The 20683-nt window shown below is 64.6% G+C and carries 23 protein-coding genes; all 23 read right to left on the bottom strand.

Annotation, left to right across the window (positions count from 1 at the left end; translation table 11 throughout):
• Positions 1-117: 117 nt before the first annotated feature.
• On the bottom strand, positions 118-879 hold the full coding sequence (locus tag ACZK1G_RS12470; protein ID WP_478447548.1) for a DNA adenine methylase: 762 nt from the start codon (positions 877-879) through the stop codon (positions 118-120).
• A 138-nt stretch (positions 880-1017) separates the two neighbouring features.
• Positions 1018-1227 carry a phage tail assembly chaperone gene (locus tag ACZK1G_RS12465; RefSeq protein ID WP_478448392.1) on the bottom strand — a complete coding sequence of 70 codons (210 nt, stop codon included), beginning with the start codon at positions 1225-1227 and terminating at the stop codon, positions 1018-1020.
• Positions 1228-1243: 16 nt separating this feature from the next.
• Positions 1244-1987 (bottom strand): hypothetical protein, encoded by a 744-nt coding sequence (locus tag ACZK1G_RS12460; protein WP_478447547.1) that lies wholly within the window; start codon positions 1985-1987, stop codon positions 1244-1246.
• A 5-nt stretch (positions 1988-1992) separates the two neighbouring features.
• Positions 1993-4251, bottom strand: coding sequence for a hypothetical protein (locus ACZK1G_RS12455; protein ID WP_478447546.1), 2259 nt, complete (start codon positions 4249-4251; stop codon positions 1993-1995).
• Positions 4244-4471, bottom strand: coding sequence for a hypothetical protein (locus ACZK1G_RS12450; RefSeq protein WP_478447544.1), 228 nt, complete (start codon positions 4469-4471; stop codon positions 4244-4246). The genes ACZK1G_RS12455 and ACZK1G_RS12450 overlap by 8 nt, the downstream gene beginning before the upstream one ends.
• Complete coding sequence (locus tag ACZK1G_RS12445) at positions 4471-4701, bottom strand: hypothetical protein (RefSeq protein ID WP_049440510.1); 231 nt, start codon at positions 4699-4701, stop codon at positions 4471-4473. The genes ACZK1G_RS12450 and ACZK1G_RS12445 overlap by 1 nt, the downstream gene beginning before the upstream one ends.
• 10 nt (positions 4702-4711) lie before the next feature.
• Positions 4712-5494 carry a phage BR0599 family protein gene (locus ACZK1G_RS12440; RefSeq protein WP_478447542.1) on the bottom strand — a complete coding sequence of 261 codons (783 nt, stop codon included), beginning with the start codon at positions 5492-5494 and terminating at the stop codon, positions 4712-4714.
• Positions 5491-7191 (bottom strand): hypothetical protein, encoded by a 1701-nt coding sequence (locus ACZK1G_RS12435; protein WP_478447540.1) that lies wholly within the window; start codon positions 7189-7191, stop codon positions 5491-5493. Before ACZK1G_RS12435 ends, ACZK1G_RS12440 begins: the two co-directional genes overlap by 4 nt.
• Positions 7191-8165: a hypothetical protein gene (locus ACZK1G_RS12430; RefSeq protein WP_478447539.1), complete on the bottom strand. Its 975-nt coding sequence runs from the start codon at positions 8163-8165 to the stop codon at positions 7191-7193. Before ACZK1G_RS12430 ends, ACZK1G_RS12435 begins: the two co-directional genes overlap by 1 nt.
• Positions 8166-8168: 3 nt before the next feature.
• On the bottom strand, positions 8169-9143 hold the full coding sequence (locus tag ACZK1G_RS12425; RefSeq protein WP_478447537.1) for a hypothetical protein: 975 nt from the start codon (positions 9141-9143) through the stop codon (positions 8169-8171).
• 2 nt (positions 9144-9145) lie between these two features.
• Positions 9146-12667, bottom strand: a complete 3522-nt coding sequence (locus ACZK1G_RS12420; protein WP_478447535.1) for a phage tail length tape measure family protein — start codon at positions 12665-12667, stop codon at positions 9146-9148.
• 2 nt (positions 12668-12669) lie between these two features.
• Entirely contained in the window at positions 12670-12810 is a 141-nt protein-coding gene (locus tag ACZK1G_RS12415) for a hypothetical protein (RefSeq protein WP_153857040.1), read from the bottom strand.
• 41 nt (positions 12811-12851) lie between these two features.
• Positions 12852-13361 carry a DUF6631 family protein gene (locus ACZK1G_RS12410; RefSeq protein WP_478447534.1) on the bottom strand — a complete coding sequence of 170 codons (510 nt, stop codon included), beginning with the start codon at positions 13359-13361 and terminating at the stop codon, positions 12852-12854.
• Positions 13361-14116, bottom strand: a complete 756-nt coding sequence (locus ACZK1G_RS12405; protein ID WP_049403052.1) for a phage tail tube protein — start codon at positions 14114-14116, stop codon at positions 13361-13363. The genes ACZK1G_RS12410 and ACZK1G_RS12405 overlap by 1 nt, the downstream gene beginning before the upstream one ends.
• A gap of 3 nt (positions 14117-14119) precedes the next feature.
• A complete protein-coding gene (locus tag ACZK1G_RS12400) occupies positions 14120-14341 on the bottom strand; it encodes a hypothetical protein (protein WP_478447533.1) in 222 nt (73 codons plus the stop codon).
• Positions 14338-14814, bottom strand: coding sequence for a phage tail terminator protein (locus tag ACZK1G_RS12395; protein ID WP_478447532.1), 477 nt, complete (start codon positions 14812-14814; stop codon positions 14338-14340). Before ACZK1G_RS12395 ends, ACZK1G_RS12400 begins: the two co-directional genes overlap by 4 nt.
• On the bottom strand, positions 14811-15344 hold the full coding sequence (locus tag ACZK1G_RS12390) for a gp436 family protein (protein WP_478447530.1): 534 nt from the start codon (positions 15342-15344) through the stop codon (positions 14811-14813). Before ACZK1G_RS12390 ends, ACZK1G_RS12395 begins: the two co-directional genes overlap by 4 nt.
• A gap of 9 nt (positions 15345-15353) precedes the next feature.
• Entirely contained in the window at positions 15354-15839 is a 486-nt protein-coding gene (locus ACZK1G_RS12385; RefSeq protein WP_478447528.1) for a hypothetical protein, read from the bottom strand.
• A gap of 161 nt (positions 15840-16000) precedes the next feature.
• Positions 16001-16945 carry a major capsid protein gene (locus ACZK1G_RS12380; RefSeq protein WP_478447527.1) on the bottom strand — a complete coding sequence of 315 codons (945 nt, stop codon included), beginning with the start codon at positions 16943-16945 and terminating at the stop codon, positions 16001-16003.
• Positions 16946-16970: 25 nt separating this feature from the next.
• Positions 16971-17312 carry a capsid cement protein gene (locus ACZK1G_RS12375; RefSeq protein ID WP_478447526.1) on the bottom strand — a complete coding sequence of 114 codons (342 nt, stop codon included), beginning with the start codon at positions 17310-17312 and terminating at the stop codon, positions 16971-16973.
• Positions 17313-17334: 22 nt separating this feature from the next.
• Positions 17335-18591, bottom strand: coding sequence for a hypothetical protein (locus ACZK1G_RS12370; protein WP_478447524.1), 1257 nt, complete (start codon positions 18589-18591; stop codon positions 17335-17337).
• A 245-nt stretch (positions 18592-18836) separates the two neighbouring features.
• Positions 18837-19406, bottom strand: a complete 570-nt coding sequence (locus tag ACZK1G_RS12365; RefSeq protein WP_478447523.1) for a phage virion morphogenesis protein — start codon at positions 19404-19406, stop codon at positions 18837-18839.
• Positions 19406-20683, bottom strand: coding sequence for a phage head morphogenesis protein (locus tag ACZK1G_RS12360; RefSeq protein WP_478447521.1), 1278 nt, complete (start codon positions 20681-20683; stop codon positions 19406-19408). The genes ACZK1G_RS12365 and ACZK1G_RS12360 overlap by 1 nt, the downstream gene beginning before the upstream one ends.

The raw sequence follows: 20683 nt of genomic DNA, 5'->3' as shown, positions 1-20683 counted from the left end.
ATTGTAACGGCGCGCGATAAATCGCCCGCCACACGTGAGATAAACGGTGGGGCGCCCATGTTGCGCCCACCGGAATGAAATTGCACGGGGCGGAAACCGCCCCGTGCCCCGGTTGGACTACCAGGTCGTGTAGATCAGCTCGCGCCGCTGCACCGCCTGCCGGCCGATCGTGTACCGGATTGGCACCACCCGGTCCCTGAACTGGCCGAACACCTCCCGCATGGCCGGGTGGTCATTGATCGTCAGGATGGCAGAGCCACGCAGCCCAGCCATCTGACGCGCCAGCTCCTGGTATTGCTCCATCCCAAAGGGCGTGCCATATCCCTCGGTCTCCCAGTACGGCGGATCCAGGAAGAACAGGGTATCGGCGGCATCGTACTTGGCCATGCACTGCTGCCAGGCGAGGTGTTCGACGGTGACCTTGTGGAGCCGGAGGTGTGCAGCGCTCAGATCCTCTTCGATGCGCAGCAGATTGAGGCCCTTGCCGCCCCGGCCGAAACCCGGAGTCTGGCAAGTCGCCTTCCCACCCCAAGCCAGGCGCTGCAGGTAGTAGAAGCGCGCAGCTCGCTGGATGTCGGTAAGGGTGTCCGGGTGCTGGAGCTGGCACCAGCGGAACATTTCCCGGCTCGTCAGCGCCCACTTGAACTGGCGGACGAACTCCTCGAGGTGGTTGGCCACCACCCGGTATAGGCGCACCAACTCGCCGTGACAGTCATTAAGCACCTCGGTCCTGGCCGGATCCCTAGCGAACAGGAGAGCAGCCCCGCCAGCGAATGCTTCGACGTAGGTCCGGTGAGGGGTCTCGGCTACCAGCGGCAGTAGGTGGGGAAGCAGGCGGGTCTTGCCGCCTGGCCAGGGGAAAAGTGTGGTCGTCTTCATTCTCAGCCTCTGCGATGGGTCTAGGCGAGGCTTGTCTCCCCCGCGCGGGGGGCAGGGCCTCAGCCAATGCCAGGTGCTGAGATCACCTGTGTTGCGGCGCCAGGCTGGCAGTTGCAGCTGCCAGCCTGGCGCCCTGTTTCAGGAGTGAAGGGGCGCGCGATCCAACCCGGTAGCCCCTTCAGGCAGTATCGGCGGTGTTGGCCACGGGGCATTCGGGAAGTCAGGTTGCGCCGGAAGATCGCGTAGCTTCTGGCGGTACTCGGCGCATGCCAGCTTTGCTGCAGGCGACAGCTGGCAGTCTTCTCCTTGGGTCCAGTCGGTCGACCGAAGCAGCCCATTCCGCGACATACGGACCATGATGGCTTTAACGTCCATACGTGTACCCCGCCACCCAAGCCAGCGAGCCATTGCTGCTAGCTGTTGAGTAACAGACTTGCAGGTTGTCCCCAGTCGCTGGATACGGCGCATCCAGCTTCTGCGCAGAATTGCCAGGCAAGAAGGTGATCCAAGAGTTGTCGCCAGCCACGGGGCCATTCGCGTAGCCCACGTACATGTTCACAGGCGATTGATTAAGGACCAGCAGCTGCGCTGATTGACTGGTGATGGGGCAATAGCCGGACAGATCCACAGTGGTTGGAACAGCCGGATTTCCGTTGAACACGAGTTGCTGGCTCACATTTCCAGCGTAGGAGACTTGCCCCCCCGAATGCGCGAACTTCAGGATCTGACCACTGGCGTTGGTGCGGAAGCTGCCGATGTACCGCCGCGTGTTGTCGCTGGTCTTGGCGCGAGCAGTCCCGCTGTACGGGGTGGCCGGTGCCGCCGTCACGGCCTCGATCGCCGGCGTTGAGCCGTTGAGGTACAGGTACAGGTGGTACCAGGTACTGGCCGCCAGCGTCAGGCCGCTGAGGGTCAGCGCGGCCGGCACCTCAATGGCCTGCTGCAACGACGGAATCCACGCGCTGCCGCTGGAAACGCGAATGGAGGCCGGCCCCACGTACTCCATGCGCAGGCCGAGGATGTGGCCAGCCATCGTCCACAGGCCGGCGCCGGCGGCCACCGAGGCCGCGCTGGCGGCGGCGAGCTGGGAGAGTTTGACGTCAGGCATTGGGGTTACTCCAGGATGATCGGGTCGCCGGCTTCCGTGACGATGCGGTCGCCCGCTTCGGTCACCAGTTGGGCGCGGTAGAGGAAGGTGTGCTGCAGGCGCTGCCAGCTGGTGAAGCCGTCGCGGACAGCCTCGATCTCAACCCGCAGGGTCTTGCCGCCGCTGCCGACCGGCGGCAGGTAGCTGTCGGTGGCGGCCGTGATGCCCGTCTGCGTGCGCACCAGGGCGTCCTGCAGGTACCAGCGGGCGGTGTAGGTAGTGCCTGGCTCTGGGCCGATGCTGGACTGCTCGGAGTCGACCAGCTGGTCGGCCTGCAGGAGGCGATCGCGATGTGCCCAGGTAGCCACCACGGTGCCGCCAGTGCCCCAGGCTTCGGCAGGATAGGTGTCGCCATTGATGCGCAGCCGTCCCGGCGGGTATGGCCGGATCTGGCGACGGCGCATCGTCAGCGCGATCGCCGTGGCCAGATCCGGGTTCAGCTGGCCCTGGCTGGTGCGGGTGATCAGCTTGGCCTGGGGGGATTCGTTAGCCAGGTACTCGCGACCGTCGAAACCAACATACTCATCGGTGAACCACACCCGCGTGCCCACGGCATGCGGGACCGGCACAGTGTCCACGCAGCCCCGCGCCACGGTAAGCGTCGCCGCCACGGGATCGATCGAGACTACCCGAACCAGCTCGTCATCGATCAGCGCCTCGGTGCCGACCTCGATCATGTCCAGGCTGATGCCAGCGGACAGCGCGATGGCCGTCGTGGTAGCCGTCATTGCGGTGATCAGCAGGCCGGTAGGGGCGAAGTCGGCCGCGCCCGCCTCGGCGAACGCCGCACCGCCCAGCCGGGTCTGCAGCGTGTAGCCGAATGCCACCGACGACGGCCGCACGCCTATCGAGGTCAGGAAGCCGACATCGGCCGGCACACCGGCCAGCTCCGTCGCCCCAAGGGTGGTGGCTAGGTCGCGGTAGCTGGCCTCCTGCAGCCGCTGCACGGCGACCGGCTTGGGCTTGGTATCGGGCTCTACCCAGGCGCTGTCCGAAGGCTGGATGTAGCTGGCTGAAGCCATGCCAGCGATGTCTTGGACGACGGTCAGCACCACGGCCGTTTCGGTCTGTGTGCCGTCGTCGACGTCCAGGATACGCACCGGCATGCGGGCCACGCCGCGCCGTGGCCACGACAGGGCGCGCACCTGCCCGCGCTTAAAGGGACCGGCATCCTGGCGTACCCGGATCTTGACCCTGCACGGCAGGCTGCTCACGGCGGCTACTTCGCGCGCCGCCACTCGCCCCGCGAGCGCAGCGTTCCACAGGCCCGGATAGTTCTTCCGAGTGCTGACCACGCGGCCCTGGGCCTGAACGCTGGCGAGGTTCTGATAGGTGACGGCAGCGTCTTTGTTGGTGGCGATATCCCGATAGACGACCGTGATTTCATTGACGCTGCCCTCCAGCATCGGCTGCTGCCACTCCATCAGCTCGATGATGCTCGCCGGGCCGATTTCCTCCAGGGTGGCCGGATCGTAGTCCGGCCGCACCAGCACCAGCTCGGTCAAGCCCGTCACCGGATCCTCGATACGCATGCCACCAATGTGGTCGCAGACCATGTCCATGAACTCGCCTGCAGGGACCGATCGGGACCACTTCAGGCACAGGCCGAAGCCCTCGTTCTTCAGCGTCTGCGCCGCCTTGCGGAAGCTCTCATCGTTGATCACGTCGATCGGGTGGCCCATTCCCTCGGTACGGACCTGATAGACGATGTGGGCCGGGTTCATACCCTCATCGATCTGCACCAGGTCAACCTGCCAGAGCCCCTTCTTCCAACCTTGGCGCCAGCGCGAGACCTTCTTCGTCCAGTTCTTGATGTAGGGATTCATGGCCGATACCTGGCCGTTGAAAACCGTAGTAAACAGGCCACGTGCGGCTGGCCACGGGCCGGGCACCAGCGACTGCAGGTAGGTGCTGGGCATCTGTGTAGGTTCACCCATGCGCACTTCCAGCGTGCCGACGATGCCGCCTTCGCCCTTGTCACCGCCGAAGATCTCTGGCGCCAGGATGGTGATCGAGCGGGACGCTGTGATCGGACCGGTGGCAGGAATAGTCCTGGGGATGTTCATCCCGAGGATCTGGGTCCACGCCGTTTGCGCGCTACCGTCCCAGACCTTGCGATCGCCCACGCGGATCTCCCGCAGCGCGTCGACCGGGCCAAGGCACTCGCCCATGTAGAGCCCCATGTAGTAGCGGTAGCCGACGGTCTGCTTCTTGCCACTACCCACGGCTGGCCTCCTCGCGAGCGATCGCGGCCAGGCGGTGTGCGAATGCGTCGTCCAGCGCTTCGAACTGCTCTACCGGCAGGCCTTCATCCAGGAATCGGCGCAGATCCAGCCCATGCCGATCCATCCAGGTACGGATGCCGGCAGCGCACAACACACCGCTTTGCTCGCCCAACTTGGCCGCGCGCGCGTGATCGACGGTAACCAGGACAGGGCGCTCCATCACTTCTTGCCGCCTTTGACCTTGATCGGCGTAGTACGCAGATCGCCGTAGTACAGGACATTGGGATCATCAATCCACACCGTGCCGAAGATCATGCTGCATTCGCGGCCGTCCTCGGCGGTGGGGACATTGAAGTCCTCCAAGGCCGCAGGCTTGGGTACCGTGGGCTTCGGGCGCATCACGTAACTGACGATCAGCGCCACGATCATTACGACGATTTGAACCCACATGCGAAGCTCCTCAGAAGATGGGGTCAGGGCCGAAAGGGTTCTTCGGCGGGATGGTGTGCTGGCCGCCGTAGTTCAACGCGTTGTTGAACTTCTCGTGGCAGATCTGCAGGGCGTGGCCACAGCCTGGGAAGGCGGACACCAGCGCGCCACCGGTGAGCGGGGTTGCGGTCAGCAGCGTGAGGGTCGGCCCAACATGGCCAACCACGAAGCGGTACTCGACGGCTGTGCCCTGGACCCACTTGATGAAGCCGCCCACGAACCAGCCGTCCGGCTTCGCCGCAAAGGCATTGGACGTGATCGTCTGGGCGGAAGCCGCCGACAACACGCCGTCGACTCGGAACAGCTCCGGGTTCAAGCCGCAGTCTGCGTCGAAGAGAGCGAATGGGCACTGGCCCTGCCAGCATCGGCGCAGTCCGTTGGTCGCGGCAGCGCCGGCGTTGCTCTGGCAGGTCAGTAGCAAATCGTTCTGACGCTCGCTGAAGTCGCTCAGGATGCCATTCCAGGTGCCACGGATCGCGCCGTCGCTCTTCCGCACCCGCCGCCACCGGACCACGATGCGATCAGTCGGCGGATAGGGGCGCAGGACTGACGCGAGCGATATTGACAACGGTACGGTCACCTCCAGGTTTGACCTGGCTTCCTGGGCAGACTGGCCAAGCCGGCCGCGCTTGATCGCCTCGGGGGAAAACGTCTGCGAATCGTAGATCTCGGCTCGATCGCTGGAGGTGTAACGCCAGCGCTGGGAACCGCGCCCAAACTCATACAGCTCGACATGTCGGGAGAACAGGCTCACGGTTCGCTCTCCTCTGCGCCGACGCCGGCGAAGGACACGCGGCAACGCGCGACGCCCTCACCATCGGTTTCATGCGATAGCTCCACGGTGTCGGAGCTGAGGCGTGCCAGTACCATCCAGCTGATCAGTCGAATGGCGCTGGGCTGCAAGGCGATCCCGTGTGGCACGTCCAGCTGCAGGAACTCCCGCTGCGGATCCAGCTCGGTGGCCTCAATCAGCTGGCGGTACAGCACCTGTCCACTGAACAGTTCGATGCGCAGATGCCGCCGCCCGGCCTGGGCACGCCCGAAGCGGGCCACGCCCGCCCAGGCCACCACAATGCCGCTGGACGTGGTGAGGGCCGGCTCGATCAGCTCCAAGTCGTCGGCCCAGGACGGCACCCACAGCGCGGCCGCTCGGCCCTGCAGCCAGTACAGCAGGCTGCGCAGGTTGGCCTGTTCCGTGCGCCCCCAGGTCTGCCAGGCGTGGGACTGCAGGGGCCAGGCCTTGCCGGTGATGTCATCGAGGGCCACCGGGCCGATATCGCCATCAATCACCACCAACTGTCTGCCGAACTCGGCCGTCTGCGCCTGGTCGAGGTCGGGGCGCTGCTCCAACACTGGTCGACCGCGATAGGCCGCCGCCGGCGCCACCGCTGGCCAGTCGCAAATCTCCACCGCAGCCAGGCGCACGGTCGACCGCATGACCTGGTCGGTGACGCGCTCGAGGCTCGGAGTCTCCGCAATACGCGCCGTCCTGCAGGGCAGTACGCGGGTGCCAGGCGCCCAGACATTGGCAGTGGGACGGGCCAGCTGCAGGCTGTTGGCGGAGATACTGGCTACCTCTACCAGCTCGTACGTGGCCACGTCTTTCCAGAGCATCGCCAGGCCACCGGGCCGGTAGTCGCGTTGGGTGGCCGCCTGCACCGGGATGGACTGAACTCCCAGCGCCAGGCGCGCCTGTAGCCACGACACGTCGTTCCAGACCGGCAGTGCCCAAGTGCGCGCCGACCAGTCGAACAGCGCCTGCTCAAGCACCTGGCGTTCGCGGCGATCGGCCAGCACGCTGAATTCCCAGGAACGCCTTGGCGCACTACGCAGCGGGAATCGGGCTTCGCCGCCACCGACCGACTGCTGGACGTCCGTCGCCCATGCCAGCGTTTCGGTGACAGGGCGCTCCCAGTCCGGCGGCAGCATCCACGCCGACATACGATTGCCGGTAATCGTGACGGTGCGCCGTCCCAGCGCCACGAAGTCAAAGGACAGGGTGGCCGCGATGACGGGCGCACCTTCCGTGGTGATCGACAACTGCCATCGGCGAAGCTGCAGCGGCACGAAGGCCAGCGGCGGCGAGCCAGGACCGACCAGCTCGATGCCTTCACCATTATCCAGCGCCACCGAGTTCAACGTCTGAGGCGCAAGGTAGGCATTCCAAAGCTGAACGTAACGGACCTGATTGGTCACCAAGTTGCCGAGGTCAATGCGCAGCGGCAGGACGTGGATTCGGTGATACCAGTCATCGAACGAGGTGCGTTGTTCAGGCCCGCTCGACCGCTGATCCGCTTCGATGATGGTCGACTCCCTGGTCGGGCCAGCCCGAAGGCTGTACGCGGCGAGCACCCCGTTGAATGGCAGGGGTCTGCGGGTGCGCGGCGTTGCCAGATTGGCGCTGCGCCAGTTCGGCCCCGTGCTCTGCTGGTTGGCAAGAACAATGGCCATCAGGACTTCTTCACCGCCCAGCCATAGTTACCACTGGCCGGCGGCGCGTTGGTGACGCTGCTCATTGCCAGCTTGCGCAGCCAAGGAAACACCATCCAGGTGTCATCACCAATTGTGATCTCCTGTTCGGGCTCCAGCTTCTCCAGATAGCAGGCCCGAAGGCCCGATACGCGCCCCAGCGGCGACAGGTAGGGCGAGGCACCGGCGCGGCGCACATTCAACTGGATGGGGTGGAGAATGCTGCGACCCGAGAAGATGTTCTCGTCCGCGCCCCCCAGGGCATACCCAAGCCAGTTGCTGTCGTAGCTCGAAGAGCTGGTCGCCTGCGCGATTGTGCCGACACTGCTGCCTGCCTGGCCTTCAGCATTCAGCGAACTCCCAAAGTAGTTGCACAGCAGGTTGTAGCTATTGGTTCGGCCATCCTCGGTCGAATCCGCCCGAACGTGGCCGCAGCCGGTGTTGCTGGTGTTAAAACCGAACAGGACGACATTGTTGCCGCTCGACGAAACCATCCCACTGTAGCCACCAGTGCGCGCCCAATACGTCCCGTCAACATAAGTCCCGCCGGTATAGGCACCCGCCTTCTCCAGGACGCCGAAAGCGTGATGGCGATACTCGCCGGCGATGGCCTGGGAGATGGCTACATGGATGGCGTAGCCATTGGAGAACAGCTTCAGTCTCGGGAATGCACCGACCAGTTCATAGGTTGATACGTCGCGCGGCGAAACCAGTGGTTGCGATGCGGGAGCCGCGCCGCCGTCGTAACCAATCGAAAGGCGGGATCGCAAAGACAGCTGGTCCGAGTTGAACAGGTGGATGTAGTCCGATACCCCTGGAATGCGGAGGGTGGCAGTGCGGTTGGCACCCGAAAGACTGTTGCGCTCCACGGTCCAGCCATTGGCCTGAGCGAACTGAACAACAAGATCGATCAGTGTCTGAAGGTTCGGAATGTTGCTGAATTCTGCGTAGGCCATTTCTCACTCCAGGGCAAATGCGGCGTACTCGCCATCGCCGGTGCGATACACGTTTGGCACCAGCAGATGATCCTTGCCGTCAACGGTGGCGATCTGTTCGGCCGTTGCTCCAAAGGCTGGCGTGTAGAACACGCCATCGAAGTCGCCATAGAACTGCCCACCTTCCGGCATTTCATCGACACGGTTTCCTCGATCGGGACTGCTGGAGAGCCAACCAATTCCCATGAGCTGGCCCCGTTTCAGCCAGCGCTGGCCGTCGAGGCAGTTGCGCACATTCTGGTTCACTACGCCCGGCGCCCACGGCAGGGTCATGCGTGCTCGGGTAAACGCGTTGTCCTGGTAGCGATTGCGAATCGGCAACCATGCCTGCACCGGCGTAAAGAGGTAGGCCTGACTCAGTGAATTGTTGTTCTGGCCAGAGGCATTTGGATTCCAGAAGTTTGAATGCTGGTAGGTGTCCAAGGACGCCATTGCATTGCTATCAAGGCAGGAGGCACCGATGAACAGCGGATAGCTCCAGTCCCCAGGCAGGTGTTCGGGCAGAATGAAACCCGCGTACATGGCGTCATAGCGACCATTGATGCGCGTGATGACCTTGAAGCAGCGGCCGTTGGCGATGAACCAGTATTTAATCGCCGAGTTGACGCCCAGCAGAGTGACGTAATTCGAGTTGGCGCCGGCCGGGTCGACGCCAGGCATCGCGGGGTTGTATGCGGTGTGGCCGCGCATCCGCATGTTGTAGTAGTTGCTGGCAGGAACGATCCACGCCTCCAGCGAGAGGTAGATCTCGTCCTCGCCGGCAAGACCTCGCCCTTTGAGCGACACAAAATTGTTGGCCGCGATCGGTCCACTGGCCACACCACCCACCACCTGCCACTGCTGGTTCGCTGCCACCAGGGCGGCGTTGGTAGTCAGAAAGTCCCGCAACCGGGCCATGAGGTCGGTGATGTTGGCTGCGGTGTCTGTTGCCCAGGCCATGTTCAGAGTCCCAATACTTGGCGGATGGCCGCAGCGTTGCGGCTGATCTTGTTGATGACGGTGGTGTCGCTGCCTGGATCGTCCAGGTACTGGTCGAGCAGGTCCGGCGAAACCTGGTTGATGACGCGCAGGCCCAGCTGCGCAGCAGTGCTCGGCGGCGCCGAAGCTGCGCTGGTGAACACGGGGGACCGCTGCAGCGTGGGCATCGCTGCCACATGCCCTCCGTCGGCATAGCCACGCCAACGCTCAAGCGCGGCCATACCCACCCGATTGAAGTCGTAGAGGAATGCCAGGGCGCCAGGCTGGCGTACTACTTCCTGACGATGGACGAATTCACCCGCGTGGACCGTGCCGGCCTCCTGATACTTGCTGCCAGGGCCGGTGTAACCGCCTACCGCATAGCTGGCGGCCGCTCTCACGGCCGACGCAGCGGCCATCGCCTGTGCCGCAGCCTGCATCTGGATGGCGGCCGCCGTCACCGCAGATGCCCCAGTGATCAAGCCCGCGCCCGAGGTGCTTAGCGCGGTTGCGCTGGTGGCCACTGCCGTGGCGCCGGCGGTGACGCCGGCAGCGGCAGTCGACAGAGCTGCTGCTGAAGCCTGAGTCGCGGCAGCGGCGGCCGCGTCAGTCCCGGCATCGACCCCCTTGTCGAACACCATCGACGTGATTCGATTGGCCAACGCCTGCGACCACTGATCGGCCACGAACTCGGCCAAGCCGCTGGAAACGGACAAGAAAAATCCGCGCACCGCGTCAGTTAACGAGGCGCTTCCATTTGCCAGCGACATAAAGGCTTCTTTGAAGCCGTTCTGAAGCGTCGTCCTAACGGTTTGCTGAAGCAGGTTCGTGGTCTGAACCATTTCCTTGAGCTTCAGGTCGATCTGATCGACCGCGGCGATTGCTTCCGGCGTTCCCAGTGCCATTGCCGCTGCTCGCATCTGCGGAACAAGATCTCGCAAGGCCGAGCTCTGCTTCTGATACAGGTCAACCACGCGTTGCTGTGCGTCGGCTTGCGTGATCAAGCCTGCTTCCAGCTCCACTTGGATTCTTTGCTGGCCCAGCGCGATGCCGGCCATGACCTGGTTGTAGGTGTCCTGAAGGTTCTTCAGATCCGTGCTGGCCTTGCTCAGATTGAGGAGCTTGGCAACATCTGCAGCGTCAGCAGACCGTCCGGCGGCTTCCAGCTCTTCCTTCAGCTTCGTCAGTTCACGCGTGGTCTTGGCCAACTCCGCATCCGGACCTCGGCCCTGCAGAGCTGCAATGCGATCGCGGATCTCCAGCATCTTGCGGTCGGCCTCGACCCGCAGGTTGGCCAGATCCAGCTTCTTGGCTTCGTCCAGCAACTCCTGCTTGGTCTTCGCCGAAGCATTCTGGAAGTTGCCCTCAGCAATAGCTGCCTGGATGCGGGCAGTCTCGGTCGCTTTCTTGCGAGTCTCATCCAGGGTTCCGACCAGATCGATCTGCTGCTTGAGTCGCTCCAGCTCTCGCTGTGCTGCGGCCTCATCCTTCTGACCTTCCGTCTTCGGCGCTTTCCGGGTGCGCTCTTTGAACTTCTCCTGCAGCTGGGCAACCCGCTTGTCGTAGGCACCGCCGCTGACGCTGCCATCGTCGCCGAAGCTGACACCCTTGAGGAGGTCGCTTCCTGGATTAGCCTTGCGCAGCTCGCGGAACTGCTTGGCAACCTCTTCGGTCGCCTTCTTCAGCTTCTCCGCTTTGCTGGCACCTTCCTCCAGACCCGATGCGATCGCCTTGGCGGCTTCGACGCCGGCATCCTGGATGCGCTGAGCTTGGCCGGCGCTCTCGGCAGCATTGACGTCACGATCGTAGGCGGACCGAGCCTTGCGGAGCCGGTCCATCTGCTTGATCTGCAGGTCGTAGTAGTAGCTGATGGCTGGCGTGTTGCCGTTCTTCAGCGCCTGCTGCAGCTGCTCGGTCGTACCACGCATCGCCGCAGTTTCCGCGCGGAGCATCGCCTCGGAGTCGGTGCGGCCAATGTCCTTCAGCCCTTGCCAAACCCTCTTGAGCGTACGGGCCACTGCATCCCATGCCTGCTCCAGATAGCCCGCCCGCGATTCCATTTCTTTGACGCGCTGGTCACTGACATTGGCAATCGCCTCCAGCGCGGCCTTGGCGGCATCGGTCGCCTTGCCCTGGTCCTCCAGGGCTCGAACCTGTTCGTACACCGCTGCGGTGAGGAAGTGGTACTGCTCGTTGAGCTTAGCCAGCGTAGCCGAAGGGGCCTTGGAGACCTCGATCACCTTGGCGGTGGTGCCCTCGATCGACTCGCCCGTCAGCTTGGCCAGGTTGACCGCGACACTGATTGCAGTGGATAGCGTGTTGGCCGTCAGCTTCCCACTGGAAGCAAGCTGCTGCGCGGCCGCCGTAGCATCGGAGTACTCGCCGGTGACCGCACCGACGGCATTCGCCTGGGCATAGAGCTGACCGCTGGACACGCCAAGTGAATGGCCGGTCGAGATCACAGCGGCGTCAAAGGCTCGCAGCTGCTTGTAGCCCTGCAGCGCTGCAAAGCCAACAACACCCAGTCCGGCAGCCACACCGCCCAGGACGACCACCGCGGGGTTGAGCGCACTGGTAAGTGCGCGGGCGGCGGGGACGACACCGCCGAAGGAATCCTTCAGCTGGCCGCCCTGCTGGATGGCCACCATCCAGATCGGCATGCCGCTGACGATGCTGGTGGTGATATCGGTGATCTGCGCCGGCAGCTGGCGCATGGCCATCTGGTACTGGCCGGCCGAGATCGCCCCGGCGCCCAGGCTGCGGCTGGTCGCTTCGGCAACCTTGACCGCGTTGCGCTGGACGTTGATGCCCGCCAGGGCGCGGTTGTACTGCTCGCGACTGATGCGGCCGGCATCCACCGCCGCCTTGAGTTCCTGCTCGTCCCGCTCGAGCTTCTGCAGCTTTACTGATGCACTGTCATAGCGCCCCAGGGCGCCCTCAACAGCACGCTGACGCTGTTGCTCCGACCGAGCCAGGCCCGCTTCCTGCTTGTCCAGCGCCTTGAGCGCGCTGTTGTAATCCTCGGTGGTGATCAGGCCGCGCGCCATCACCCGATCAAGCATCGCCTCGGTGTCGGCCAGATCGGACATGCTCGCCGCGCCGCGCTCCAGACGTGCATCGAGCTCGGAGATCAGGCGAATCTCATCGGCCACTGTCTTCTGTACCGCTGCACCGGACATTCGGACGCGATCTGCGGCGGTGGCCACATCCGCCGACATGGCCTTAGCTGATTCTCCTGCCGTGGCCATGCCCGCCGCGCCGGCGGCCGCCTTCTGGCCAGCATCCTCCATTTGGCTGCCCGAGGCGGCACTGCTGCGCGCGGCCCTGTCCAAGGCATCAGCGGCCTTCTTCGCCTCTTTCGTGACGTCGCCCAGGCCGGCGCCGGCATCCTGGCCGGCGCCCTTGACCGAGGCGAGCCCCTTCTGGACCACTGGCAGCGCCTGGCGCACCTGCTCGATGTCCAGGGCGATACGCATCGCCAGTTCGAGGTTGCGCGAGGAGGCCATTGTTATTTCAGATCCTTCAGCAAGGTGGTCATCGAATTACCGCCGGCATACGCAGCGTTGGCGTCGGTAATGCGCTCCCGCCGTGCCCGCCGCTGCTGAGCCTGGACGTGCTCCCAGGCGAGGGATATCTGGCGCTTGGTCATGCGACCGATATCGCCAAAGCTGCGGCCGTAGCCAGCGTTGATCAGGTCGGTGAAGACGCGTCCGTAACCGACGGGAGTGCCTTTTGACTGACGGCGTTTCGGAGCAGGCGGCGGAGAAAAAAACTGCTATTGGCCTGCCACCACAAGAGCAGCATCTGCTCGCCATCGGTTTCGTTGAGCGTCTCCAGCCACGCTTCCTGCTCCCGCACCTCGGCTGCGTGATCCTTGGCATCAGCCGGCGGCGCTGCGATCGAGCATGCCAGTAGATGCCGGATCAGATCCGGGTGGGACATAAGTGCATCCATCACCTGCAGCATGGAAGGCGGATCGGTGCCTTCGAACAGCGGCTGCAGGTCCCCAACCAGTGGTGCGGCGGTCTGCAGGATGCGAGCGGCCTCAAAGAAGCCGTACTCGCGCACTGTGATGGTCTTTCCGCCGAGCTGCCCCTGCTGCTGGCCGGCCAGCACGTCCAGCTCACCGGCTATGGCCCCCGGATCCGTAGTGCCGGATCCGGGGGACTGCTGACCGACATTGCCGATCACCTTGGCCATCAGGCTGCATCCACCAGCAGGGCACGGGCGTACAGGCCGAAGCGCGGATCGGCCTGCCGCACCGGGTCAATCTTGGCCTCGCCGGTGAGCGCAATCTCACCGAAGGTGTCGTTGATCAGCGACAGCGTCTCCGAGGCCGGGAAGGTGACGCGGTGAACCTCGCCGCGGAAGCGCATGGTGGTGCCATCAACACTGTTGACGCCGTCGAAGAGTACGTAGTACTCGGACTTGGTGCTTTCGAAGACCTTCACCAGGCTGTGCGCAGCGTACTCATAGGTCTTGGCCACCACCGCCGTCTTAGCGGTGAGGAAGGTGACGATGCCGGTGGTCAGGTTGACGGTGTAGTCGGTGTCCAGCACCAACGGCGCGGCTGGGGTGCCGCCCTCCAGTACCAGTGCACTGATCGCCGCATACTCCAGCGCGACCACATCACCCGGCTTGACCGTACCAATGGCCTCGTTGGCTGCTGAGCCGGCAGCCAGCTCCATGCGGGTGCCGTCCGTGGCCAGCGCCAGGTGATCGGTGTTGAGCTGGCCCAGGGTCAGATTGACGCCGAGGTTGCGCTCGGTGGTCATGGTAGCGCCGACGCCGCGCACACCGGACCAGCTTTCCTTCTTGGTTTCACGAGTGCTGGACATGGTCAGCTCGAGGACGCTGGCGTCATACGCCCAACGCGCCGGTGCGCGGCTGCCGTCGGCATTGCGCAGGCCCAGGTACACACGACCCTGCAGGGAGAAATACTCGGTATCGGACATGGCTTACTTCGCCTCCTGGGCGCTGGCAGCAGTCGCCTGGCCGTTGGCCTTGCGCGACGGATTGGGGGAAGAATCGGCGTCGGGAGCGTCGATGAAGCCGCGCTCAACCGCCCAGGGCACTAGGTCGGCAGGAAGCTCCACCGTTTCGCCTTCCGCAATGGGCTTGCTCGCAAGCGTCAGGCCCGCCTTCTTGATCGTGTGCTTCTGAGTGGTCTGGGTAGTCATCGCGGAATCTCGGGTTGAAGAACGGCTTGGGTCTTCCATACGTCGACCCACAGGGCGGTGGCAGCGTCGTAGTCCTCGAGGTTGCCCTCGATGAGCTGGCAGGCACGGCCACCAGAAATAGGCGGTGTCCAGCCCAGCAGCGGCTGACGAACCTTGCCCAGCAGCAGACGCAGCTCATCGATCACCTGCGCCCCGCGCTGCTCGCGGTAGTTGCGGCAGACGGTCACCACCGCGAAGTTCACTTCGACCAACTGCGCCAGGCGCGTCTGCTGCCCGGGAAACGAAGCGCCGGTCTTGGTCTCCAACGGCATCTCGCGGGCCAGCAGCACGTAGCAGCACGGCGCAGGGAAGTCGCGCAGCGCCTGGACGGCGGCATAGTCGGCGCTGCCCTGGACCTGCCGCAGCTCCTTCTCGTTGACGCCCTGGCGGATGCGATCGCGCACCAGGCCAGTGTCGAAGGGCTGGGTGCTCACCGGCCGTAGTCCTGCAGAGTTCGATGACTGAACTCCCGCGGCGGTGCACAGACCTCAGGTGCGCCACCGCTCGGCGCCGGCAGCGGGTCATCGGCGCCGAGGCTGAACTTGCCGTCGCGCACCAGCTCCAGAAAGCGCAGTGCTTCCTTGTAGTCGCGTACCACCGGATCGGTACGCTCCTCGGTGTTGACCCGGTCCTTATGCAGCAGGTAGCGCGCAATCCACCGTGCCCACGTGGACACGATGCCCGGTACCGGCGCCGGCAACGGCACCGGATAGGGCTTGGGCTTGCGCATGACCAGGTAGCCGTTGATCACGCCATCGGCGTCGTCCAGAGCGCGCTGCACGTGCGCGGCCGCCTCATCGGCGATCGCCACGTCGGCTGGGTCGAAGGCGCTGCGATCGCCGCCGAGCAGCGTGGCATCCATCAGCGCATCGTCCACGATCGGATAGCGCTCCGGCGTGGCCACCTGCGCCAGCTCCTGGGCGAGCTTGGCCGCCGACAGCAGTGCGAGCGTGCAGTAGGACATGGCGGCCGGTTACTCCAGCTCTTCCTGGGTGGCCGGTTCGTCACCGAGAGCGCCAGCATCCTGGTAGTCCTCGGCCTCATCCCAGGTCATCGGGATCCACGCAGGCGGCTTGACGACTACGTCGGCGTGCTTGAACGGGCTGAGTACTTCGAACCACCAGATGCTCGGCGTGTCATCGCCCGAGCTGGTGGAAGTGGCAGGCGCAGTGACAACGTCGAGAGACGCAGCGTCAGGCGAAGAAGCACCCGCTTCGATGCCAGCGTCCTGGTCCGCTGCCGAATGGTTGACCTGCGACTGGTCGACGGCAGCACCATCGGCTGCAGAGACAATCGACGCGGCGGACTCCAGCTCGCCTTGGCCTTGCTCCGGTACCGAGTCATCCGCCGCCGGCGGCGCGTCGGCAGTCTTCTCTTCCGTGACGACCGGCACGTCGGCCGGCTTGTCATCCTGGACGGTCTTGGGTGCGCTGGGCGGCGCAGTGCGGGGCTTGGCCACGACGATATCTCCGAATAGGTGTGGTGCCGTGCTCTCCGACTGTCACGCATAGTTCTCCTGTGCTTTGCACGGACAGGCCCGCGTTCGCCTGGTGCCACCGCTCGCTGGGTTGTACGGGTAAGGCGGGGACTACGCCGACTGTCCTTTGCCGGCTCCTTTCATCAGTTGCCCGCGCCGGTGATCAGGTAGCCGGCGGCCATGCCTGCCAGGACCGGGGTGGCGTCGTTGCTGACCCCGTAGATCCAGCTCTTGGCGCTGTTGTCCCAGTAGGGAACTTCGACCAGGGGCATGCCTTCGATGCGATAGCCATAGCCGTAGCTGGGCTCCTCGACGTTGGCGTTCACGTCAGCGCCAGGGCTGACGTAGGCCAGAACAGCCGAAGTACCCCAGACATCACCGAATGCGCCATTGTCATCGGCCACCACACCGCCGCCGACGACAATGTTGTCGATCTCGAACACCTGCTTGAGCAGATCCAAGGTGACCTTGCGAATGCCGGTGCTGGCCGAGCGATCAATCAGCTTCGGATGCTGCTTGAGCTGCTTGAACGCCTTGGCAGACAACAGCATGGTGTTGGGATACAGACCGATGCTGTCGCGCACCGCTTCCTTGCCGGTTTCGACATCCTGCGCCGGGTTTGAGGCGGCGTTGGACCACACGTTGTTGCCAGCCAGCGTGACCTTGTGGTCGTTGTCGTAGTTGGCTGCGTTGGTGGCGATCTTGGCGCTGTCCACCTCGTATTCCAGCAGCAGCGAGCGCAGCACGATGTTCACGGCCCGGGTGCTCAGGTTGATCCCCGGCACCTGGCTCGCATCTCGCATGTGCTCACGCGGCACCGGCGCTTCCAGTGCGCTCGGGACGATGGCGTACGGCTTGCCCTCATAGCCGAAGCGGATGCGCTTGGTATTCGCACCGGGGGCCCGCTTGGCGTTGTAGATCTTGAAGGATTCCTTGCCGAACTCGATCACCTGGCCGCCATAGGCGGCGACGTCGGCGAAGGGGAACAGCGCGTTGGCCACGAGCTGCGCCTGGCGGTAGCCACGGGCGTGTTCGGAAAGGATCGGGTCAACGACGCGAACCTGGCCGGGGGTCATCTGTGCGGACATGTAAATCTCCTGCGGCGCTAGCCGGTCAGTTCGGGATGAGGATCACTTCGAGGACGTCGCCGTCAGCGGCTGCTATGGCGCCCGGGGCGGCGCGGGCAACGACCTTGCCTGCGTCAGCCGTGACGGCCTTGCCGTCAGCGCCGACCTCAATGGCAGCGCCCGCAGCAATGGCGGCACCCGCGGTCACCTGGGTCGTGCCCAGCACGTCAACCGGAGCGAGTTGTCCGATCACTGCATCGGAGCGCGTGACGCCGCAGGCGTTGCCGCCGGCAGCGGCGACACCACCGACCGGCGAGACGAAGCGGTTGTGGGTGAGTGCCGCCGTGGCCTGCACGGACAGCGTGAGCAGAGCGATGTTCTGGGACATGGTGGGCTCCTGGATGGGAAGGTCAGCCGCCGACCGCGGCGACTGCAGCCGCCCAGGACGTGCCGGGGTGCTGCTGCTGATAGGCCTTGGCCTTGTTGAACAGATCCGCGCGGCCGGCGTCGACATGCGTCCCAGGAGGGGCAGCGAAATTCGCGGCTGTGCTGGGTGCGTCGCCGCCAGACTTCTCGCTGAAGTCAACAGCCTTGGGCAGGCTGGTCAGCAGCTCGCGCAGCACCGACTCCGCCGGCTTGGACACCGTCGTTTCGCCCTCGGCGAAGTTCAGTGGTTCCTTGCCATTCGGCTGGGCCAGCAGCAGCTCCACCACCGCCGGCTGCTGACGGGGCAGCAACTTACCTTCCTTCACCAGGCCTTCGGCGAACGCCACTGCGTCTTCGCGTCGCACGGCCTGTTCACGGGCGGCGAGGGCCTTCTCGCGAGCGTCCAGGGTGGAAGCCTGCTGGTCGAGCTGCTGCTGGCGCTGTGCCTGCTCGGCGTTGTTCTGCTGGGACATGGGGTCGATCTCCGATTTGACCTGTTCACGAGTGGAAGGCGTTGCCTGGGAGGGCGCGGGCGCGCCGATGGCGCTGCGCGGGAACTGGGTGAGCAATGGCGACGCAAAGAGGGCGGAGTTGCGCGCATCTTCGTCATCGCGTGTGCTGCTCTCGATCCCACGGATCTGCCAGTCAGGAATGACCTGGTCGGCCGTCTCAAGACCTTGGGTGTCGATCAGCCAGTCGCGGAAGCGGCGGAACAGGTCCGTCAGCGTCCAGCCCAGAGGGGCCAGCGACATGGCAAAGCAGGCGGCATCGTCGCCCTCAGCGAACGAGGCCGACTTGAGCCCCTTCACCGCCGGCGGCTGCGCGCCCAGGAAGCCGATGTGGCGCAGGTAGTACTTGCCCGGCGTCGGATTGCCCGGCGAATCGGGCATGAAGATCGAGGCGCTGATCTTCTTGAAGCGACCGTTGTTGGCCAGCTCCGCGAACGCAGGATCAACCTGATGGGGTTCGGCCATCAGGAGACCGTCCTTGGCCTGAAGTGCTTTGCCCCAGCCATAGGCCGGATCATCGGTCTTGGGGTGGCCCACCACGATGGGCGCTTCATGCAGGGCCGGATCGTAGATGTCAGCAATCTGCTGTACGTCCGCTTCGCTGAAGGTCAGCGTGCGGCCGTCTTCGGCAACGTGCGTGCCAGCTTTGAAGATCTGCAGGGTGGCGGCGGGTTGGTTCATGCCGCCAGTTTTCCCGCGCCGGAGAGCGCTGTCTTTGAAACTGGTTTCCAACTTTCAGGAGTAGCGACGGATTGGCTCATGCCCTCCGTTTTCCCGCAGTGCCGTCTCACGTATTGGGACGGCGGCTCGCAAGAAATGATCGCTCTTGCGACGATGCTGCGGGCACCACATCCGATCGAGCGGATTCTTGGCCGCGAACACGCCAGAGAGGCGTGTCAGACACCAAGCGGGCCCTGATGACGTCCGAGTGTGGCGGCCCCGGCATGGAGGCGCGCACAGCGCCTCCTGCGCGATGATCACTCGAAGGCGCCGCTCACGTGATCGTGGGCGATGTCGAGCAGCTCCTTCTCATCCTCGCGACTGACGCCGAGCCACGGACGAGCTGGCATTGTGATCGTGTAGGCAGGCAACGTGACCCGACGCCGGTACCGTTGATTCTGCCGGTTGGCTTTTACGAATCGGCTCCCGCCTTTTCTTTTTTTTAGATGGACGTGTGTCGAACGCGCCGGGCGACTGATCGTTCCGCCGCCCTGATGGATGGCGCCATAGGGCGCGTTGGTGCCGACCAACACGGCATCGCCCCCATCCAACTGCCACGACGCCATGTCGCCGAGCATATGGAAGTCGAATTCCAGGATTGGCCTGCCTGGACGTTTGCGCTGCTTGTAGCGCTTGTAGGACGGCGAAAGCGCTCGCCACTTCCGACCGGATGGATCGACCTGTTGCTTCCCGCGGCGGCGGGTTGACCCGAGCAAGTACTCGCCCCAGTCCTTCAGGATCAGCTCGCGCGCCTCTCCTTCCAGCTGCCGCAGCGCATCGGCCAGTGCGGGTGTTGCCGAATCCAGAGTGACTTCGAGCTGCGCCATCAGATCTCTCCCTGCAGCAGCTGCAGCGTGCCATCGGCAACGCCGCGCTGGAGTTCGGCGGGCATCAGCATCTGCAGCTGGGACTGTACCGTGCTGACGCCCGTTTCCGAGATGGCCACATCGACCACCATGAAGGCAGGACGCCCCACCGCCAGCACATAGCGCAGGCGACCTGCGGCAACGTCCAGCAGGATGGCCGCCGCATCGAGGAGGCGGATCGGCAGCTCGGCTGCGGCGATGGCCACCGCGCCAGGCCGAGTGATGGGGAGCTGCTCGGCCAACACGGCAAAGGCCGCCGTCGCTGGGCGAACGGCGGCACGCTGCAGCTGCGACACCAGTCCGGGCGACAGTGCTCCGGCCAGGTAGCGGGCAGCGTGGGCAGCATCGGCATCAATGCTGGCCAGCCAGCTGGCATAGCCGGCCTGCAGCGCATCCCTGGCGCGCGGCCGCGCCAAGGCCTGGGTAGCGCTGGCAGCTGCTGGCGCCGCCGGCAACCGCGCTCCCGTCTCCAGGGCGTTCTGCAGAGCGGAGGTGAGCTGCCCGGTCAACGATGGCGGAGTGACCGGACCACCACGCCCGCCGGGCCAGTGATCGGCCGTTGCGCCGGGTGCGTAGCCGAACCCAGGATCGACGCCTGCCGGCGTCAACACGGTGCGCGGCCCACCAGGACTGCGCTGCCCGACGGTCATCGACTGCATCACGATCTCGGGAGCCTTGTCCGGACCATTCTTGCCCAACCGGCGCAGGTCGCGCTCGTTGAGAGCATCGACATAGCACTGGCAGCCCCAGCCGTTGGCTGGATAGTGGTAGCGCCACCACGGATCGTCGTGGCGCAGCACCAGGCCATTCCACGACACGTGCAGCAGCCGAGGGTGCTCGACGGCGTCGTTGTGGTTGTAGCGCCAGAACGGCCGCACCTTGATCAGCTGCTGCAGCTGGGCCCAGCGTCCGGCGTTGTAGCTCTGACGCAGGTTGGTCTCGTAGATCACCCGTGAGCGCCAGTTCCGACCGCCGTTGTAGTCCCAACCATGCGTGGCCACGATCCGGTCGAAGTCCTCCCGGAACTGCTGAAGAGTCCGCCCCTCAGCAATGACCCGATCGATGGATTGCCGGAAGTCCGCCAGCAGCGCGTCCCGATTGGCGCCGGCCACCATGAAGCTGGAGTCGTGCTCCGACTCCCAAACGTCGAGGTAGCTCTCGGTGAGCACGTTCTTTTTGCGACGGAAGAACTCGATCTGCTCCCGGAACGGAAGTTGAGCGTAGGCGACCCCGGCCAT

It is taken from the genome of Stenotrophomonas sp. 109824_Sma, assembly GCF_056480025.1.
Note: the sequence above shows the minus strand (reverse complement) of the source record. Positions and strands in the feature narration are given on the sequence as shown.

What these genes read in the sequence shown, in the direction of transcription:
- ACZK1G_RS12420 (WP_478447535.1), bottom strand. Translation starts at nt 12,667, where the DNA reads ATGGCCTCCTCGCGCAACCTCGAACTGGCGATGCGTATCGCCCTGGAC.
- ACZK1G_RS12435 (WP_478447540.1), bottom strand. Translation starts at nt 7,191, where the DNA reads ATGGCCATTGTTCTTGCCAACCAGCAGAGCACGGGGCCGAACTGGCGC.
- ACZK1G_RS12410 (WP_478447534.1), bottom strand. Translation starts at nt 13,361, where the DNA reads ATGGCCAAGGTGATCGGCAATGTCGGTCAGCAGTCCCCCGGATCCGGC.
- ACZK1G_RS12405 (WP_049403052.1), bottom strand. Translation starts at nt 14,116, where the DNA reads ATGTCCGATACCGAGTATTTCTCCCTGCAGGGTCGTGTGTACCTGGGC.
- ACZK1G_RS12470 (WP_478447548.1), bottom strand. Translation starts at nt 879, where the DNA reads ATGAAGACGACCACACTTTTCCCCTGGCCAGGCGGCAAGACCCGCCTG.
- ACZK1G_RS12360 (WP_478447521.1), bottom strand. Translation starts at nt 20,683, where the DNA reads ATGGCCGGGGTCGCCTACGCTCAACTTCCGTTCCGGGAGCAGATCGAG.
- ACZK1G_RS12430 (WP_478447539.1), bottom strand. Translation starts at nt 8,165, where the DNA reads ATGGCCTACGCAGAATTCAGCAACATTCCGAACCTTCAGACACTGATC.
- ACZK1G_RS12400 (WP_478447533.1), bottom strand. Translation starts at nt 14,341, where the DNA reads ATGACTACCCAGACCACTCAGAAGCACACGATCAAGAAGGCGGGCCTG.
- ACZK1G_RS12415 (WP_153857040.1), bottom strand. Translation starts at nt 12,810, where the DNA reads ATGACCAAGCGCCAGATATCCCTCGCCTGGGAGCACGTCCAGGCTCAG.
- ACZK1G_RS12380 (WP_478447527.1), bottom strand. Translation starts at nt 16,945, where the DNA reads ATGTCCGCACAGATGACCCCCGGCCAGGTTCGCGTCGTTGACCCGATC.
- ACZK1G_RS12465 (WP_478448392.1), bottom strand. Translation starts at nt 1,227, where the DNA reads ATGTCGCGGAATGGGCTGCTTCGGTCGACCGACTGGACCCAAGGAGAA.
- ACZK1G_RS12450 (WP_478447544.1), bottom strand. Translation starts at nt 4,471, where the DNA reads ATGGAGCGCCCTGTCCTGGTTACCGTCGATCACGCGCGCGCGGCCAAG.
- ACZK1G_RS12390 (WP_478447530.1), bottom strand. Translation starts at nt 15,344, where the DNA reads ATGTCCTACTGCACGCTCGCACTGCTGTCGGCGGCCAAGCTCGCCCAG.
- ACZK1G_RS12365 (WP_478447523.1), bottom strand. Translation starts at nt 19,406, where the DNA reads ATGGCGCAGCTCGAAGTCACTCTGGATTCGGCAACACCCGCACTGGCC.
- ACZK1G_RS12445 (WP_049440510.1), bottom strand. Translation starts at nt 4,701, where the DNA reads ATGTGGGTTCAAATCGTCGTAATGATCGTGGCGCTGATCGTCAGTTAC.
- ACZK1G_RS12460 (WP_478447547.1), bottom strand. Translation starts at nt 1,987, where the DNA reads ATGCCTGACGTCAAACTCTCCCAGCTCGCCGCCGCCAGCGCGGCCTCG.
- ACZK1G_RS12425 (WP_478447537.1), bottom strand. Translation starts at nt 9,143, where the DNA reads ATGGCCTGGGCAACAGACACCGCAGCCAACATCACCGACCTCATGGCC.
- ACZK1G_RS12375 (WP_478447526.1), bottom strand. Translation starts at nt 17,312, where the DNA reads ATGTCCCAGAACATCGCTCTGCTCACGCTGTCCGTGCAGGCCACGGCG.